Annotated in this window: 14 protein-coding genes; 8 read left to right on the forward strand and 6 right to left on the reverse strand. The window is 59.9% G+C overall.

The window, feature by feature from the left end:
- The first annotated feature begins 852 nt into the window (after positions 1-852).
- Positions 853-3,219, forward strand: a complete 2,367-nt coding sequence (locus tag HHL24_RS02455) for a hypothetical protein (RefSeq protein WP_169483796.1) — start codon at positions 853-855, stop codon at positions 3,217-3,219.
- Between the two features lie 163 nt (positions 3,220-3,382).
- On the opposite strand, the gene HHL24_RS02460 is transcribed toward HHL24_RS02455, so the two are convergent.
- Positions 3,383-4,027, reverse strand: coding sequence for a helix-turn-helix transcriptional regulator (locus HHL24_RS02460; RefSeq protein ID WP_169483837.1), 645 nt, complete (start codon positions 4,025-4,027; stop codon positions 3,383-3,385).
- A 203-nt stretch (positions 4,028-4,230) separates the two neighbouring features.
- Complete coding sequence (locus HHL24_RS02465) at positions 4,231-5,202, reverse strand: ornithine cyclodeaminase family protein (RefSeq protein ID WP_169483797.1); 972 nt, start codon at positions 5,200-5,202, stop codon at positions 4,231-4,233.
- A 240-nt stretch (positions 5,203-5,442) separates the two neighbouring features.
- On the opposite strand from HHL24_RS02465, the gene HHL24_RS02470 reads away from it, so the two are divergent.
- Together HHL24_RS02470 and HHL24_RS02475 are read left to right on the forward strand one after the other, a co-directional pair.
- Positions 5,443-6,231, forward strand: a complete 789-nt coding sequence (locus HHL24_RS02470) for an ABC transporter substrate-binding protein (RefSeq protein ID WP_169483798.1) — start codon at positions 5,443-5,445, stop codon at positions 6,229-6,231.
- Between the two features lie 126 nt (positions 6,232-6,357).
- Positions 6,358-7,599, forward strand: a complete 1,242-nt coding sequence (locus HHL24_RS02475) for an NAD(P)/FAD-dependent oxidoreductase (protein ID WP_169483799.1) — start codon at positions 6,358-6,360, stop codon at positions 7,597-7,599.
- A 58-nt stretch (positions 7,600-7,657) separates the two neighbouring features.
- Here the strand turns inward: HHL24_RS02475 and ctlX are convergent, their stop codons facing one another.
- Both ctlX and HHL24_RS02485 read right to left on the reverse strand, forming a co-directional pair.
- Positions 7,658-8,596 (reverse strand): citrulline utilization hydrolase CtlX, encoded by a 939-nt coding sequence (gene ctlX, locus HHL24_RS02480; RefSeq protein WP_169483800.1) that lies wholly within the window; start codon positions 8,594-8,596, stop codon positions 7,658-7,660.
- A gap of 60 nt (positions 8,597-8,656) precedes the next feature.
- Positions 8,657-9,733: an ornithine cyclodeaminase gene (locus tag HHL24_RS02485; RefSeq protein ID WP_169483801.1), complete on the reverse strand. Its 1,077-nt coding sequence runs from the start codon at positions 9,731-9,733 to the stop codon at positions 8,657-8,659.
- Positions 9,734-9,951: 218 nt separating this feature from the next.
- Between HHL24_RS02485 and HHL24_RS02490 the strand changes: the two genes are divergently transcribed.
- Both HHL24_RS02490 and HHL24_RS02495 read left to right on the forward strand, forming a co-directional pair.
- Positions 9,952-10,383 carry an Lrp/AsnC family transcriptional regulator gene (locus HHL24_RS02490; protein WP_169483802.1) on the forward strand — a complete coding sequence of 144 codons (432 nt, stop codon included), beginning with the start codon at positions 9,952-9,954 and terminating at the stop codon, positions 10,381-10,383.
- An 834-nt stretch (positions 10,384-11,217) separates the two neighbouring features.
- Positions 11,218-11,925 (forward strand): dienelactone hydrolase family protein, encoded by a 708-nt coding sequence (locus HHL24_RS02495; RefSeq protein WP_169483803.1) that lies wholly within the window; start codon positions 11,218-11,220, stop codon positions 11,923-11,925.
- Positions 11,926-12,048: 123 nt separating this feature from the next.
- On the opposite strand, the gene HHL24_RS02500 is transcribed toward HHL24_RS02495, so the two are convergent.
- Positions 12,049-12,795: an SDR family NAD(P)-dependent oxidoreductase gene (locus HHL24_RS02500; RefSeq protein WP_169483804.1), complete on the reverse strand. Its 747-nt coding sequence runs from the start codon at positions 12,793-12,795 to the stop codon at positions 12,049-12,051.
- A gap of 190 nt (positions 12,796-12,985) precedes the next feature.
- Between HHL24_RS02500 and HHL24_RS02505 the strand changes: the two genes are divergently transcribed.
- From HHL24_RS02505 to HHL24_RS02515, 3 genes are all read left to right on the forward strand, one after another.
- Positions 12,986-13,876, forward strand: a complete 891-nt coding sequence (locus HHL24_RS02505) for a LysR substrate-binding domain-containing protein (RefSeq protein WP_169483805.1) — start codon at positions 12,986-12,988, stop codon at positions 13,874-13,876.
- A 211-nt stretch (positions 13,877-14,087) separates the two neighbouring features.
- The gene (locus tag HHL24_RS02510) at positions 14,088-15,674 is read left to right on the forward strand and encodes an alpha/beta hydrolase family protein (protein WP_169483806.1); all 1,587 of its coding nucleotides are present in this window, start codon (positions 14,088-14,090) and stop codon (positions 15,672-15,674) included.
- A 157-nt stretch (positions 15,675-15,831) separates the two neighbouring features.
- A complete protein-coding gene (locus HHL24_RS02515) occupies positions 15,832-16,713 on the forward strand; it encodes a GNAT family N-acetyltransferase (RefSeq protein WP_169483838.1) in 882 nt (293 codons plus the stop codon).
- A gap of 96 nt (positions 16,714-16,809) precedes the next feature.
- Here the strand turns inward: HHL24_RS02515 and HHL24_RS02520 are convergent, their stop codons facing one another.
- A complete protein-coding gene (locus HHL24_RS02520; RefSeq protein ID WP_169483807.1) occupies positions 16,810-17,115 on the reverse strand; it encodes a panthothenate synthetase in 306 nt (101 codons plus the stop codon).
- Between the last annotated feature and the right edge of the window lie 93 nt (positions 17,116-17,208).

Here is a 17,208-nt window from a genome sequence, read left to right on the forward strand (position 1 = left end):
TCTCCGTCTAAGCATCTACTGCTCGCTCGTATTAGTATTAATAATATAAAACGAGAGACGCTATTCTTTGCTTCGACCGATTTATTTTTCCTTCGACAAGAGTCAAAGACTTCCGTTTTCCGCGCCCTGTTGAGGCAGAGATTTTCCGTTTCTTCTCATTTTGAAAATCGTCGGGAGCATTTTTCGGAAAATTCTTTGAACTACTACTTATCACCCAGGGTCGTGGGCACGTTACATAGATGAAACGTTTATAATTCGTCTGCCAAAAAGATGGCTGTAAGTAATGCCGAGCCTGTGCCGGAATCCGCATCGATCAAGTAAAGCTTGCACGGGTAGGCGTTCGCGCGGTGCTGGGTCAACGTCCTTCATACGAATGGGTTGCGAATGAGTCGAGCGACTTTAACGTGACCTGTCAGCGACTTTCACGGAGCTGCATTGCCGGAATTGGGCTCGAAACCTAATTAGTTTCGGGTTCCGGACGTGCCTGCCGCTTCCTCGATTTTCCTCGACCGACATCGAGGCCGCCGGGTTCGCCATAAATCACTGATAGAACGGCATCACGCAGATCTTTTTGGTTGATGGTAAGGATTACGTAATAAATATCCGTTGGCCCATGACAGATCGAAATGTTGAGCGCGCTGTCGCCTGGCCGCGCTCAGCGTTGCTCGAATGCCTAACGGTATCTGCCAGCGGATAACACATCGGCAGCGCCAGCTTCATCAGCAATGAACGCGATCATCGCGTTCGCCGCTTCAACTCTCTCTGTACTCAAAAAACGCCAAAGCTGGACGGCTTAGATCGATCTTGCTGAATCCTCGGGGATAACCTGCTTCTTAGCGATACATACGGTCAATGACGAGAAATTTCAAACTTCTGGGGGTTGCGGCAGCAACAGTGTTTGCATGGTTTGGTGCAGAAAACACGCTGGCTGCAACGAGCACCATCACCGTCGCAGGACTGCAATACAAGTCGTGCGCACAAGAGAACGGCACCTGCAAATTCCTCGGAACAGCCTCGGTGGTGTTCGGTGCGGTTCCGCCCACCTCGCCGTCGGTTATGTTGACGGCCCCCGCTACCTTCAGCAACGGCGTCGGATGCTATGTCGGCGCGGTATCGCAGACAGATCCCGCATACGGCTACGGCAAATCATGCTGGATGAGAGCGGCTTCCGCTAGCCCGACGCCGACACCGACACCGACACCGACTCCGACGCCAACGCCGACGCCAACGCCAACGCCAACGCCAACGCCAACGCCGACGCCGACGCCGACGCCGACGCCAACGCCGACGCCGACGCCGACGCCGACGCCGACTCCGGCACCGGCTCCGACTCCGGCACCGGCTCCGACGCCGACTCCGACTCCGACTCCGACTCCGACTCCGACTCCGACGCCGACGCCGACGCCGACGCCAACGCCAACGCCAACGCCAACGCCGGGCAGTTCGACCCTCTCGTGCGGCACGCCCACACACACAGCTGGCGGAACCGCGAACGGAGTGATCAGCGCAGATACGCCCACGACCGACGGCATGCGCATTTTCCAGAACAACGCACCGTTCACACTCGCGATTACGACGAACGCGCCGAGCGCGGACACGGTTGTCTGGTCCGTGGCGGACTCGAATGGCGCGATCAAGACGCAGGGCAGTTTTGCGGTTAGCGCCGGCGTGCAAACCAACTCGATTCCATGCACGTCGACGTGGTCAGGCTATGGCGCGCTTACCGCGACGCTGCGCTCGAACGGCGGCACGTTGCCAAACACCGGCACGCGTCCGGTGGGTATCGCGACGTTCGGTGTGTTGCCGAACCTGACGTCGGTGCTCGGCACCGTTACCTATGCGCATCAGGATCAGCACCGCTTCGGCATGCAGGGCTTCAACGGCAACATCGCCGCGCTGCACGATCTCGGAATCTCGTGGACCATCGACGACCGTGAAGTATCGGCCATGGAACCCAATGGCCCCAACACGTACACGCCGAGCGTAAATGACCTCGATCCGTTCTATAAGGCTAATCCGGATCAGATGCGAATCGTGCGTCTCGATGGACTGCCTGCATGGGATTCAAAGACGGGCCAGTTCAACGACAGCTACTATGCGCCGTTGAACATGCCTGAGTTCCAGAGTTTCATGGCCAAGGTCGGTACCGATACGAGTCTGATCCGCGCTGCAAGCTACCCGAACCAGCAAAGCAACTACTATCAGGTGACGTGGGAGCCGAGCCTCGGCTGGGCGGATAGCGACGCGAACTTCGTCGCCATGTATAAGGCCGCTTACCAGGGCATTCACTCGACCGATCCGAATGCCGTCGTGATGGGCACCGGCAACCCGTTCCCTGCGAATTGCGACACCTGCACAACCGGTTATCTGCAGAAGTTCGGTGCGCTGGGCCTGTGGAATTACATCGATGCAGTCTCAACGCATGGCTACTGGAATGCGGGAACCTATCCGGCTCATCCGCCTGAATTGCAGGATTCCGATCCGGATCCGGCGAATCAGGCAAACGCGCTCGACAACCAGATGACGCAGTTGCGTTCGGTGATGCAAGCGGGCAAGCCGAACATGAAGCTCTTCTTCACCGAAGCTGGCACGAGCTACGATCCGGGTCTTAACTACGGCCCCACGGTGCCGTCGCAGAACCAGTTGTTTGCTCACGCCGCGGTTGGCGTGCGGTCGCACATCATTGTGCTTGGCGGTGGCGCACAGTTGACGACGCTTTTCTATGGTCCTGACTATCCGGGCGAAGTCGGATACGGCTCGTTCTTCGACCTGAATGACGCACAAGGCGCCTACGGTGCGACGAACCTCTCGCCGAAGCCCGAAGCGATGGCCTTTGCCACGATGACACGTGTGCTGGACGGCACGAATACCTTGGGTCGAGTCACGGGTACGCCGTCGGGAACCTTTGCGTATGCGTTCCAGCAACTCGGTAACGGCAAGGTGGTGACTGCTGCTTGGGCGCACAGCAATGCGCAGTGGCCTGCGAGTGGCGGCGTTTATAGCCAGACATACTCGACGAGCTATTCGCTTCAGGTCGACAGCCCCGGTACGTCGGGCAACGTGACGAAGATCGATGGTTACGGCAATACCAGCACGGTTGCCTATACCAACGGCCAAGTCACGCTGACTCTCACCGAGGTGCCGCAGTACATCGTCTCGAACAACGCGACGGTTGCCAAAACCAATGCGACTGTTCCGGTCGGGTATACGGGCCAATAAGGCTGAGTAGTATCGACGCGCCGCTGGTAAGAGGGGCGGCGCGTCGACCAACGCGTTCCGGCTAAGGACCGATCGCCGGGCTCGTTTTTTCAATGCAACGGCCATGCAGGGCAGCAGCGTCGCCGCCACAATCAAAAACCTGGCCGCCCCTATCCGCGCCTTCTCAGGCTGCCGCGTCGCGCAGATCTCTTATGTGTTGATACACGGTCGCGCGTCCCATCCCCAGCACGTTTGCCACATAGTTTGCGGCACTTTTCCCTTTGAACGCGCCTTCGGCCCAAAGAGCTTCGACCAATTCGCGACGATGGTCGCGGGTCAGTGAGTTCAGCGCCAGCTGACGCTCCTGAAGCCATGCGTGAAGAAACGTGTTGATACGTTCTTGCCAGTCGTCCTTGAACAATTCTTCAGGCTGCTTGATCAAGCCGGCGCCGGAGATCACGCGGTCGATGACATGCTTCATGTCCTCGAAGACCGCAATGTTGTAGTTCACGCACATCACACCAACGGCAACGCCAGCATCGTCAAAGAGTACCGTACTGACACAGCGCATCCGCCGGCCGTCCCAATTGATTTTTTCGTATGGGCCAATCGTGCCTGATTCCACCGAATGGTCGATTTCTTCCAGTGCCGATTCGTCGCCCAGTTCGCGCTTGGACAGGTTGTTTGCTATGTAAGCAACGGTCTGGCTTTGCAAGTCATGAAGGACGATTTCAACGTAGGGAAAAAAGAGCAGGGCGATACCGTCGGCGACACGGCCGTATCGATCCAGAAGAAGCCTGCGTGCGGCCGTTGTCTTAGTCTTTCGCATAGGGATGGGTGCAATTCCAGTTTCCGGAAAGTCTGCAACGTGTTGCGCCACGGTGCTGCGAATCCGCATGTTGTGCGCCATTTTGCCATGAGCGACGTACCCGCCATCAGGCGGGTTTCAACCCGTCGTTAAAGATCGAATCGCAGACTGTCTGCATCTTTCTTTCTCACGGGACGCTTGCCGGCTTGCCCAATCACGTTTTCCTAATCGCTGCGCTGCCCGGCCAGGTGTCTGAATAGTTCGTTGGCGATCGCCACGTCTTCAAGTCCAAGTCCAATTGAGCGAAAAAAAGCGTGCTGTCGCCAGGAGGGTTTTCTGGCAGTGCCGGACACCAACTCAGGCAGGTCGCCGAGCACGCTCGCCGGCGACCAGTCATGCAACTGCGCCGCCAATTTCATTTCCCCCGCGCTGGCCGGCGTGGTTTGCCGGTAGTCGCAATAAACATCCATGTTTCGAAGCCACGCGGGCGGAATTTCGTGAGCATTCGCGACGTTCGTGCTGATCGACGTAATGAGCGCCGGCTTCGTCAGCATTTCTTCCGATAGTACCGGCGTGCCTGAGGACGTGCACAACGCCACCACATCAGCATCGCGCAAGCAGTCTTCAAGCTTGGTGCAAACCAGCACACGGTCATGAAGGGCGCTGATCGCCGCGCGCTTCGCTTCGTTCCCCGCAAGCTCGGGTGAGAACACGTTGATCGAGTCCCATGGCCGTAGCGCTGCGAGGTGGCGCAAATGGGCCTGTCCCACCGCACCCGCGCCGACGATGGCGAGCCGGCGCGCGTGGGGCACCGCAAGGTGATCCACCGCTAATGCGGTCGCACCGGCGGTGCGCTCGATGGTGAGCAGACCCGCATCGCACCACATCAAAGGCTGGCCCGTTTCCATCGACATCAGTGCGGTCCACGCCGTAACGACCGGTTTCGATTCAGTCACGATGCACGGCGACAACTTGGCTCCAAATACCTTGGCGTCCGCCATGACCCCGAGGTAGGTAATGAAATCGCCGGCCCCTTGCGGAAAGGGGGTGAAGGTCTGCGGCGGCTGCACCGCGGAGTCGTTCGCCAGCGCGAGAAACATGCGTGTCAACGCACCGCGCACATCGAGATGGGGCAGCGCTTTACGCACCGCGTCCTGCTGGACGATCAACGGGAATACTTTGTCTGTGCTGCTCATGGGCCTGCTCTCCACATCGTTGCCGGCTTGCGGCGTCAACACAATTCTAAAGTCAAAAAGTCCAGTCTGGACTTTTATTGTGAAAATCGCTTGCATTTGCGGATGTCCAGAATAGACTGTTGTTCCAGAGCGAGTGTGAGAGGCCGTCTCCTTTGCATCTCACGCGGCTTCTCGAGGTTGCACCGTTAGCGACCGTCCGTACCCTGAATTCGCGACCCTTCAACTACACTGGGAACCACCATGCCTCTGAAGCTTTCACTCACACTTTTCGTCGCTGCTGCGTTAATCGGTTCGGTCGGCACCGTCAGCGCGGAGACTCAAAGCACCTTGCGTTTCGGGATCGAGGCAGCGTATCCGCCGTTCGAGAGCAAGTCGCCGAGCGGGCAATTGCAGGGATTCGACGTCGACGTCGGCAACGCGGTCTGCGCGAAGATGGGCGTGAAGTGCGAGTGGGTGGAGAATTCGTTCGACGGCTTGATTCCCGCGTTGCAGGCGCGCAAATTCGATGTCATCAATTCCGCCATGAACATCACGGACAAGCGCAAACAGTCCATCGATTTCACGCCGCCGATCTACGTGGTGCCGATCGTGATGGTGGCAAAGCGTGGTTCCCCCTTGCTGCCGGATGTGAAGAGCCTCCAGGGCAAACGCGTCGGCGTCCTGCAGGGATCGTCGCAGGAAGATTTCCTCAAGGCCCACTGGGCGAATGCCGGCGTATCGATCGTCTCGTACCAGGACCAGGATCAGGTGTATGCCGACCTCGTTGCCGGGCGCCTGGATGCGGCTGTTCAGGAAGCACAGACGGTTGAGGATGGTTTCCTGAACAAGCCGTCGGGCCATGACTATGCGATTGTCGGCCAGCCGCTCAGCGATCCGGCAACGCTTGGCGAAGGGACCGGCTTCGGCTTGCGCAAGGGCGACAAGGCGTTGGCCGGAAAGATCGATGCCGCGCTCGTCGCTTTGAAAAAGGACGGTACGCTCAGCATGCTTTCGCAGAAGTACTTCAAGCGCGACATCATCGCGAAGTAATGCGTTCATGGCCCGGTGCGAGACGAATCGCACCGGGCGTTCAGACCTTGTAGTGAGTTTTCCGGACTCGGGCGCGCGTTATCAAATGCAGGCTCGTGAGTCCGATACGCAGATTCGAGCGAGCTTATGGATTTCGATGTGATCGTGCTGGGCGCTGGGATCGTCGGCGTGTCGTCGGCGCTGCATCTGCAGGATGGCGGGCGCCGTGTGGCCCTCGTCGATCGGCGTGGCCCAGGAGAAGAGACGAGTTTCGGCAATGCAGGTCTGATCGAGCGCTCGTCGGTGGTCCCATACGCCTTTCCACGCGATCTCGGTACGCTGCTGCGCTACATGCGTAATCGATCTACCGACCTTTACTGGGACTACAAGGCCTTGCCGTCTTTCGCCACGTGGCTCGCGCGATTCTGGTGGGCGTCGTCCCCGGAGCGGCTCGAGGCGGCCGCGCGCGACATGCTGCCGTTGATCCGCGAGAGCGTCGCCGAGCACAACGTGCTGATCGGGCGTGCTGGCCTCGAAAGGCTCGCACATGACGGCGGCTGGCTGGAGGCATTCCGCACGCGAACGGAATTTGAACGGCAGGCGGCAGCCGCCGAAGTAACGGCGCGTCAATATGGGTTGCGGGCGGCGTCGCTCGATGCCGCGCGACTTCTGGCGCGCGAACCTGGCTTAGGAGAGGGTTTTTGTGGCGCTTTGCATTGGCAGGACCCGAAGAGTATTTCCAATCCGGGGGCGTTGACGAAGGGATATGCGCGACTATTCCAAGACGGCGGCGGCACGTTTCTGACCGGAGAGGCGACCACGGTACGTCTGGAAACCGACGCATGGACCGTGCAGACGTCGCAAGGCAGGATCAGTGCCAAAGAGGTGGTCGTGGCACTCGGCCCGTGGTCCGACAAGGTTTTTGCGCCGCTCGGATACCGCATACCGCTGCGCGCGAAACGCGGCTATCACATGCACTACGCGGCTACGAAGGCGATGCTCTCGGTACCGTTTGTCGACACGGAGAGAGGGTACGTCGTGGCGCCGATGGAAGGCCGTTTGCGCTTGACGACAGGCGTCGAAATCGCCCGGCGCGATGCCCCGCCGACGGGCATTCAACTCGCGCGTGCGGAAAGCATCGCCCGGCCGGTGTTCGGTCTGGGCCGCCGGTTGGACGACGCGCCATGGCTTGGGTTGCGTCCCTGTACGCCCGACATGCGGCCCGTCATTGGGCGAGCGCATCGCCATCGAGGACTCTGGTTCGCGTTTGGCCACAACCATCACGGATTGACGCTTGGTCCCGTGACGGGCCGGTTGCTCGCGGAAATGATGACGGGCGCCGCGCCTTTCACCGATCCCTATCCGTTTCGTCCTGAGCGCTTCCGCTAAGTGACCGTACAGCCGCTGAGTTGGCCGGGGCGAAACGCAGTCGACGGCAACGATAGCCTTAACGTCGTGCCAGATGGATCCCGGCGAGCATGCAGCGCACCGATCCGCCGGCCAACTCGATAGTCGGCACGCGCAACGGCAGCAATTGCGCGGAACGCTCGATGAGCGCTTTCTGTTGCGCCGTCAGGCACGACATCGCCCGTTCTGACAACGCCAGAACGCGGCCATCCTTCCCGGACAATTCCAGTGCATTCCCGGCAAAATTGCCGACCTGCGCATGCGTGAGGGCGATAACAGTCCGGCCGCTCTCCAGCAGGCGCGTGTGTACTTCCTCGCGGCGCTTGTCGTCACGAATGAGGTCTAGCCCGATCAGCGCGAATTCGGTCGCTACGCTCATCATGACGTTGGTGTGGTAGACGGCACGGCCCTCCGCGTCGGCGGTATCGAAGCACATCGGCTCGAAGTTGAAATGCGTACAGAAGCGTTCGAGCGCTACTGGGTCGGCGCGATGCGAGCGCGCCGTATACGCAACGCGTGCGACGTGGTCGAGCACCATTGCGCCGGTGCCTTCCAGGAAGACATCGTCGCGTTCCAGTCCGGAGTAGTCGATCACGTCCTGCACGCGATATTCGGTCTTGAGCATTTCGATCACGTCGTTCCTGCGCTCGCGCCGGCGGTTGACCGAGTGCATTGGAAAGAGCGCTACATGACCGCCTGCGTGTGTCGAGAACCAGTTGTTCGGAAAGACCGAATCGGGTGTCTCGTTCTTCCCGCAATCGTCGAACACATGAACGCGTACGCCTGCGGCTTCCAGGCTTGCCACCGCAGCGCTGACTTCGTCACGTGCCGCCGCGGCGAGCGCTGTCGTTTCCGTGAAGTCACGTGCGTGGCTGGCACGCTGGAATGCGTTGTCGGCCGCCGTCTCCGGATTCGGATGAAAGCGGTGAGGGCGAATCATGACAACGGCGGCGGGCGCCTGCATCGACAGAAGATTCATGGGGTTCGTGGGAAACGGGTTGCGGGAATATGAGGCGAAACGGCCGAATCGCAGACTCGATCAGCGCGCGAATGCCAATGCGTCGGCAAATGCAGGGGTGAAGTCGGCCGCTGTGTCCGGCGTCTGCATCAACCCGCCGAACAGGTCTTTGGGATCGCTGACTGTCGGGATCAACGCGACATCGATGCCCACGTTGCGGCGCTGTGCAAGTGCGTGGAGATAGCGGAGTGCCGAGTAGTCTTCGAGTGCGAAGCCGACGGAATCGAACACGGTGACCTGATCCGCGTTTTCCCGGCCCACCACTTCTCCGGCAAGCACTCTCCACAGTTCGATGACGGGCGAATCGGCAGGGAGTTGCTGGATGTCACCTTCAATACGCGTCTGCGGCTCATATTCGACGATCACGCGGCTCATCCGCAGCACGTCCGCATGCAACTCGGTCTTGCCGGGGCAGTCACCTCCGACTGCGTTCAGGTGCATGCCAGGCTCGATCATGTCCGGCGTGACGATCGTCGCATAGGCCTTGTCGGCGGTGACGGTCGTGACGATATCGGCGCCGCGCACCGCGTCGGCGGCCGATGTCGCGCGCACGATACGCAGGGCCGGCCATGCGGCAAGATTGCGCGCCAGCTTATCGGTTGCGCGCGCATCGACATCGAACACGCGAATCTCATTGATGCCGAGCAGTGTGTGAAACGCGATCGCCTGAAATTCGCTTTGCGCGCCGTTGCCGATCAAGGCCATGCTTCGCGAGTCCGGGCGGGCGAGGCTTCTTGCGACGAGCGCGGAAGTTGCCGCGGTGCGCAGCGCAGTGGTCAGTGTGAGTTCGGAGAGGAACAGTGGATAGCCCGTATCGACGGATGCGAGCGCGCCGAATGCCATCACGGTGTGAATGCCGCGCTCGGCGTTGATCGGATGGCCGTTCACATATTTGAAGGCGAACAGGTTCGCATCGGCGACCGGCATCAATTCGATGACGCCTACCTTGGAGTGACATGCAATGCGCGGCGACTTATCGAATTCGCGCCATCGAAGATAGTCGGCGCGGATGGTGTCGGCGAGTTCGCTCAGGAATCGCGGCACGCCGATATCGGCGACGAGTCGGTACGCGGCGGGTACGTCGAGAAAGCGGGTCATGGTCATGTCTCCGTTATTGATGCGAGCTCCGGTGCGGGAGCGACAACGGAATTATTCCTTCAGCCCTCGCCAACAAAAAGACAGCAAACCTCGCAAATTTCACCGCTAAGGTGTCAAAATGCTCAGCTTGAATGGCGTTTTGTACATTTGCGTATGACGGCTTCGCCAGACGACGCGCGGACGCCGGAACGCCGCCGCCGGCCACATAGGTAACCACCATGATCAATCTCGATGACATCGACAGGCAGCTCATTGCGCTGTTGCGTGACAACGCACGCATGTCGGTGGTGACTCTGGCGAAGCAACTGCGCGTGGCGCGCGCGACGGTGCAGAACCGGCTCACGCGTCTTGAGGAAAGTGGCGTGATCGTGGGTTATACGGTGCGGCTGAAACCGGCTGCCGAGGCGCACCGGATTCGCGCGCTGATGTCGATTGCCGTTGAAGGCAACCGCGCGGCTGACGTGTTGAAGGTGCTACGGGGCCATCCCAATGTCGCAACCATTCACAGCACCAATGGGCGGTGGGACCTCATCGCGGAGTTGCGGGCGGACTCGCTGGAGAACTTCGATCGGGTGCTCGGCGCGATCCGCCTGATTGACGGAATTGCGAGCACTGAAACCAGTATCTTTCTATCGACGCACAAGATGTGAGCTGCGGCGAACGTTCGACGCTTTGTCGATTTCATGCGTGAGTTTCAGACGCGTATCGCGTAAGCGTTTTGATGATTGCTGCGCCTGGTTTGAAAGGTCCAAGCGACAACGTTTCAAGGAATTGTGGCGAGATAATCTCGCCAGCTTCGCGACCGCCCTGGATTCCGATGTCTCGGACTGCCGGTCCTGATAACGACTGCCATCTAGCCTATGTAAAGGTGCTCGTCAAAAAGGTAATTTAATCTCGCAAAGGTTTTTGGGGGATTAAATTTTTCTGTTGAATTAATGTATTCGAAAATCAATCGGATTAAAGATTTTTCTGAATGGAATTGACAAAAAAAAGCCGACACATTGTGTCGGCCGGAAAGACTCTGGCGTCCGAGGACTGCATGCCAGAACCTGAGAGACGTTAATCAGTCAATTTTACAGATTCGATGCGAGGGGCGGGCATTTTTGCCGCGTACAAAAATTTAACCATGTTGCGACGTGGTTTCGCAGAACAGGGTTATCTTTTAGTAACCGACTTCGCTGGGGAGAGATCATAAACGAAAAGCTTCGGCCACGCATAAAGACGCCAAAAAATTTGTCGGTCGGACATCACCAAATTCATATGCAAGGGACCCCGATATCTGTTTAGGGATTTCCTTAATTGAATTTATTCGGTATTAATGTGATGTCTGATCGCATAGCGAATCAATTCCGAATTATTACAGAGCCCCCGGTTTTTCCATGAGGCGCATTTAACGTCGACCGGTCCGCAGCAAACCTTGAGCTCAGCAGAGCCTGCCGCACTGGCGCTATGCTAGCGGCTTCGCCTACCTCGAGGAGCAACTGATGAAACGGACTACAGGATCGATGATCACGTTTAGCCGCCCTGACGGCAAGGATGTCCAGGGTTATCTGGCCAGCCCGCATAAGGCAGAGGGCGCGCCTGCCATCGTCGTGATTCAGGAGTGGTGGGGTTTGAACGACCAGATTCGCGGCGTGGCGGACCGGCTCGCGCAAGCCGGCTATCTGGCGCTGGTGCCCGATCTCTACCGTGGCAAATCGACGGTGGAAGAAGAAGAGGCACACCATCTGATGAGCGGGCTCGACTTCGGCGACGCCGCCACTCAGGATGTGCGCGGCGCCGTTCAGTATCTGAAGCAGCATACGGCGAACGTCGGCGTGACTGGCTATTGCATGGGTGGCGCGCTCACCTTGCTCGCGCTATGCAACATCCCTGAAGTGTCGGCCGGCGTGGTGTGGTACGGCTTCCCTCCGCTCGAGTACATTGACGCATCGAAGATCAAGGTTCCGGTTCTCGGTCACTGGGCGGCGCAAGACGAATTCTTCCCAGCAGAGACGGTCGATGCATTGGAAGCGAAGCTCACCGCGGCCAATGTCGACGTCGAGTTTCATCGCTATCTTGCGTACCATGCGTTCGCGAACGAAACGGCAGTCGGGCCGGGCCGTATCGCAAGGACCCAGTTCGATCCGGTCTGGTCGCAGCAGGCCTGGGACCGCACATTGACGTTCTTCGGCCGCACGCTCTGGAAGTAACAGGCAGGCGCGGGCCCACGCTGCCAGGTGGACGCTAGCGGCGGCGGCCCAATACGCCGGCCGACCCTGCATCGCTGGGCTGCATGGCGCCGGCGCCTCCGGTGTGAACGGATATCGTCGAGATCAGAGCTTTGAGCCGCCGTCGACATGCAGCGTTTCGCCGGTAATCCAGCGGGCCGCGTCCGAAGCAAGAAATGCGATCGCACCGCCGATATCGTCGGGTTGCGCAACGCGCTTGAGCGCCTGCATGCTGAGCGTGACCTCGCGTCCCGCGTCGGTCTTGGTGAAGTTCGACATGTCGGTTTCGACGACACCCGGCGCGACCGCATTCACGCGAATCCCACGTTCACCGAGTGCGGACGCGAAATGCTTCACGAGCGTATCGACCGCGCCTTTGGTAGCGGCATAAGCCGTCAGCGTACCGACTGCGGCACGCGCCGCAAGCGACGAGAGCAGCACCACGCTGCTGCCCTTGCACATCGCCGGCAGCAATTGCTGCACGAGGAAGTAGGGCGCACGCACGTTCACGGCGAACAGGTTGTCGAAATCTTCGACGGTGGTGTCCTCGATGCTTGCCGCCTTCGAAATGCCGGCGTTCGCGACGAGGATGTCGAGACGATGACCGACTACGGCGCGCACCTGTTTGGCCAGCGCATGCGGGCCATCCGCGTCGCGCAGATTCGCGGCGACTTTCTGGGCGTTGCCGCCAGCCGCACGAATTTCAGCGACGACGGCATCCGCCTCCTTTTCTCCGCTGCTGTAGTGAACGAGCACCTGTGCACCCGCTTTTGCGAGCGCGAGGGCGCTGGCGCGGCCGATGCCGCGTGAGGCGCCCGTCACGAGCGCGGTCTTTCCGGTCAGGTTGGTCATGATGAGACTCCGTTCCTCTGCGATATAGATAAAAGGTATGGATTGAGGGTCAGTGGCGTCGCGTCCCGATGCTTGTTTGGTCGTCCGCGTCGCTGTCTGATGGGTAATGTAGTGGGAGCTTGCGCAAAGAAAAAAGACTTTGTAGGCTGGTGGCTATGCCTATGAGGCATGGGCGGCCAAAAGAGGGTTTATGGAGCTTCGACACCTGCGGTACTTCGTGGCCGTCGCCGAAACGGGCAGCCTGACCGTGGCGGCCGAGCGGCGCCTGCACACGTCGCAGCCCTCGCTGAGCCGGCAGATCCGCGATCTTGAAGACGAGGTTGGCGCGGAACTGTTCAGCCGCAGCGCTCGCGGGGTCGAACTGACCGCGGCGGGCAAAGCCTTTCTCGACCACGCGCGACTCGCGCTGACGCAAGTCGACGCCGCCACAGAGGCTGCACGCCGCGCCTCGCGGCCTGCCAAGCAGGTCTTTGCGCTGGGCTTTCTGACCGGCCAGGAAATGACCTGGTTGCCGCGCGCCATGCAGGTGCTGCGCGACGAACTGCCCAACATCGACGTGACGGTGTCGAGCCACTATTCCCCGGACCTTGCCGATGCGCTGGCGCGCGGCAAGCTCGACCTTGCGTTCCTGCGTGCGGAGGAGGGCTTCGATCTCGACTATCGCGTGGTCAGCCGGGAGAAACTCATTGTGCTCATGCCGAGCGACCATCGCTTGACCGGGCGAGCGGCGATCCGTCCGGAAGATTTTGTCGGTGAAACCTTCATCATGGCCTCGAACAAGGCGAAGGTGCTCCACGACGTGATCGAGCGCTATCTGCGGGAAAGCGGCGTGAATATCACGCCCGAACATGGCGTCGACAATCTGGCGATGGCGATGTCGCTCGTGGCGTCCACCCGCGGCCTCGCGCTGATGCCGGAGTATGCGAACAACCTGCTGCCGTGGTCGGTCGTGAGCCGGCCGCTCGAAGGCGACACGCCGACAATCGATCTCGTCATCGGCTATAGCAAATCGAATACATCGCCTGTGTTGAAGCTATTTCTTTCCCGCGCCGAGGAACTGATCACGCAAGTCATGACCTGATCGCCCTAATCACCCTCGGCAAGCGGCACGCGGCGAGCACGGCCGCCGTTCGCACGCCGATCGAGCCTGGCGCTCGGAGGCCTCATGAAGCTTCCGTTGCAAAACGCGCGAAAGATGGGGCTGGCGGTGCGGCAATCCGTTTACCTATACTCATCTCACTCTGTAAGGCAGCCCAATCGCCGCAACCAATACCAACAAGACGGAGCCTCACATGCCTGTCGCGATGCGAAACGCGGCCCTCGTGCTGCTGACATGTTTGACGTTGGGCGCCAGTGCTTATGTGCAAGCCGGCTCCGGTTGCGATGAGGGATGCAACGCCCGCGGCCAGCTACTCGATCATCGTGTCACGTTACGGCTCAGCGCCGCGGCGTTTTCGAAATTGCTTGCGTCGAACGCGTCCGGTCAGCAACTCGCGCAGATCGCCGGCGCGCCCGCTTGTGGCGTGGAGATCGTGACCTTCCGCTACCGGACCATCGGCGGCGCGGGCGAACCCACTACGGCCAGTGGCGCACTGATGATTCCGGGCGGGCGATCGGCGGCATGTAGCGGGCCGCGTCCGCTGATGCTCTACGCGCACGGTACGACCGCGTACCGCAACTACAACATCGCCGATATCACGCAAACCGATCCGGGCAACGGCGACGGCGCCGGAGAAGGCATCAGCGTTGCCGCCATGTACGCGGCCCAAGGCTATATCGTGGTGGCGACCAACTACGCGGGCTATGCCGGCTCCGATCTCACGTATCACCCCTACCTGAACGCCGGTCAGCAATCCGCCGATGTGATCGACTCGCTTCGGGCGGCGCGGGTCGCACTGAGTGAAGTGAAGGCCGAAAGAAGGACGCGCGAGAATGGCAAGCTCTTCGTCACCGGCTATTCGCAAGGCGGCTTCGTGGCATTGGCAACGCATCGTGCTTTGCAAGCGGCCGGGGTCAAGGTCACCGCATCGGCGCCTGGATCGGGGCCGTATGCGCTTGCCGCCACCGCGGACGCGCTCATCGAAGGCGAGGTGAATCTGGGGTCGACGCTATTCACGACCCTGATCGTGACGGGCTACCAGCGCGCCTATGAGAACATCTATCGCAAGCCTGGCGACTTCTATGAAGCGGCCTATGCCCCGGGCATTGAGAATCTCCTGCCGAGTTTGCAACCGCTCGATACGTTGTTTGCGAAGGGGAAACTGCCCTCGACGCAACTCTTCAACAGCGTTCCACCGGCGCCGCAATATGCTTCGATGACGCCGCCGACATCGCCGCCTCTCGTACCGCCCTCGCTGACCCCTGTGTTTGCTGCCGGATTCGGCAACGCCAATCTCGTGCGCAATGCCTATCGTCTGAGTCTTCTGGAAGACGCCGCGGCCAATCCCGATGGCGCGTTTCCCAACACCACGGTTGCCATGACGCCGGCGGCGAATCCTATGCATCCGCTGCGCCAGGCGTTCAAGCGCAATGATTTACGTAACTGGCTGCCGCGAGCGCCGGTTCTGCTGTGCGGCGGCGGCTCGGATCCCACCGTGTTTTTCTTCAACGCACGCATCGAACAGGCCTACTGGCAGAACGCCAACGTGCCGGCAGGGCTCACGTCCGTGCTGGATGTGGACTCTCCGATCGCCGGTCCCAATGATCCGTACGCGCCCATCAAGCAGGGTTTTGCAAATGCGAAAGCGACGCTCGCAAATCAGGCCGTTGCGGGCGGTGCAACCGACGGTGGCGCCTCAGCTGTGCTTCAGGCCTATCACGGTGAACTGGTCGCGTCGTTCTGCATGGTCGCCGCCCGGGCCTTCTTCGCAAACTTCTGAGCGCTGCCCCGGGTTTATCGATGCTGACGGACGCCATGGCAGATCGTCGTGCGACTGGTGCCCTCGCCGGTGGATCTGGCATCGCGTCAGTGGCTGGCCGCGCGCATGGCGAAGGCGGGGCTCGATGCTGCTATCGACGGCGTGGGCTTCAGGAGCAATGGGTGAAGCGATCGTGACGAATCCGGACGGGCATGGTGATTTTATCGTGCGCAACATGTCGGCCGACGACGTAGCTTTGTCGGTCGAATGGGCTGCATTGGAAGGATGGAACCCCGGCCTGCACGATGCCGAGTGCTTTCGTGCCGGGGATCCCAACGGGTTTTTTATCGGCGAGTGGCGCGGCGAACCGGCCGCCTGCCTATCCGCAGTCGCCTACGGCGAACACTTCGGCTTTATCGGTCTGTATATCGTGAAGCCGGAGTTTCGCGGCAGAGGCTTTGGCATACGCGTCTGGCAGCAAGGCATGGACTATCTGCGTAACCGTAATGTCGGATTGGACGGTGTCGTCGCTCAACAGGAGAATTACAGAAAGGCTGGTTTTCGGCTTGCATATCGCAACATTCGCTTTCAGGGTGTCGTTCAAACCATCGCCCAAGGCGCGACGCGTTCGACTATTTTGAATGCGTCGGCGCTGCCGTTCGAACCGCTGTTTGACTACGATCGCCAGTGCTTTCCCGCAGCGCGTGAGCGTTTTCTCACCTCATGGCTCGGACAACCAGACGCCATTGCGCAGGTCGCAGTTCGTGACGCTCAGGTTGCCGGCTACGGCGTATTGCGCCGTTGCAGAACGGGATGCAAGATTGGACCGCTCTTCGCCGATAGTGATGAGATCGCCGGCGATCTGTTCGATGCGTTGGTGGCGCGCATGCCGGGCGAGGTGGTCGTTCTTGATGTGCCGGAAATCAATCCTGCTGCTGTCGAGCTGGCCGAGCGGCATGGCATGACGAGCGTCTTTGAAACGGCACGGATGTACACGCAGGAATCGCCAGTTATCGACATTAAACGCGTGTTTGGCGTGACGTCATTTGAACTCGGATGATCGGCGTGCAGGTTTCAGCCTCTGCGTGTGTTGCCGTCGGCGGCGCATCTCATGAGCCGCAGGCGGCAAACATATCGTTTGATACGCGCATATGCGCTACTTCCATTTTGAGCCGAGACTCTCCAACCCGGCTTTCATGAGATCTTCCGCCACCATGGCGACGCGCAGTTCGACGTCGGCGTTGAGTTTCAGAAAAAATGGTTCTGCGAGTGCCGGAATTCCCGACGGATCGTCGAGGTTCACCACAAGTACCGCGCCGCGTGTTCCATTCTGCTCGGTAAAGTAGGCGGCTTCCGGTTTTAATTCTTCGAGAATTCTCCCTATCACTTCGCCGGCCGTGCCTTCGCGCACCAGCGTGTTGAACGGTTCGTGTGGTATCCGTACGTTGAGAAGCATGCGCATGTCTTCCTCCTGGTCGATGCCAAAAGGGCATCTTAAGGATAGGTGGTTTATGCGCTGCGAGCGTCAGGGTTAGCACTGGCGAGGCCGTCGCCG

Source organism: Paraburkholderia polaris, from assembly GCF_012927345.1.
Classification (GTDB): Bacteria; Pseudomonadota; Gammaproteobacteria; order Burkholderiales; family Burkholderiaceae; genus Paraburkholderia; species Paraburkholderia polaris.

What these genes read in the sequence shown, in the direction of transcription:
- HHL24_RS02455 (WP_169483796.1), top strand. Translation starts at nt 853, where the DNA reads ATGACGAGAAATTTCAAACTTCTGGGGGTTGCGGCAGCAACAGTGTTT.
- HHL24_RS02460 (WP_169483837.1), bottom strand. Translation starts at nt 4,027, where the DNA reads ATGCGAAAGACTAAGACAACGGCCGCACGCAGGCTTCTTCTGGATCGA.
- HHL24_RS02465 (WP_169483797.1), bottom strand. Translation starts at nt 5,202, where the DNA reads ATGAGCAGCACAGACAAAGTATTCCCGTTGATCGTCCAGCAGGACGCG.
- HHL24_RS02470 (WP_169483798.1), top strand. Translation starts at nt 5,443, where the DNA reads ATGCCTCTGAAGCTTTCACTCACACTTTTCGTCGCTGCTGCGTTAATC.
- HHL24_RS02475 (WP_169483799.1), top strand. Translation starts at nt 6,358, where the DNA reads ATGGATTTCGATGTGATCGTGCTGGGCGCTGGGATCGTCGGCGTGTCG.
- ctlX (WP_169483800.1), bottom strand. Translation starts at nt 8,596, where the DNA reads ATGAATCTTCTGTCGATGCAGGCGCCCGCCGCCGTTGTCATGATTCGC.
- HHL24_RS02485 (WP_169483801.1), bottom strand. Translation starts at nt 9,733, where the DNA reads ATGACCCGCTTTCTCGACGTACCCGCCGCGTACCGACTCGTCGCCGAT.
- HHL24_RS02490 (WP_169483802.1), top strand. Translation starts at nt 9,952, where the DNA reads ATGATCAATCTCGATGACATCGACAGGCAGCTCATTGCGCTGTTGCGT.
- HHL24_RS02495 (WP_169483803.1), top strand. Translation starts at nt 11,218, where the DNA reads ATGAAACGGACTACAGGATCGATGATCACGTTTAGCCGCCCTGACGGC.
- HHL24_RS02500 (WP_169483804.1), bottom strand. Translation starts at nt 12,795, where the DNA reads ATGACCAACCTGACCGGAAAGACCGCGCTCGTGACGGGCGCCTCACGC.
- HHL24_RS02505 (WP_169483805.1), top strand. Translation starts at nt 12,986, where the DNA reads ATGGAGCTTCGACACCTGCGGTACTTCGTGGCCGTCGCCGAAACGGGC.
- HHL24_RS02510 (WP_169483806.1), top strand. Translation starts at nt 14,088, where the DNA reads ATGCCTGTCGCGATGCGAAACGCGGCCCTCGTGCTGCTGACATGTTTG.
- HHL24_RS02515 (WP_169483838.1), top strand. Translation starts at nt 15,832, where the DNA reads ATGGGTGAAGCGATCGTGACGAATCCGGACGGGCATGGTGATTTTATC.
- HHL24_RS02520 (WP_169483807.1), bottom strand. Translation starts at nt 17,115, where the DNA reads ATGCGCATGCTTCTCAACGTACGGATACCACACGAACCGTTCAACACG.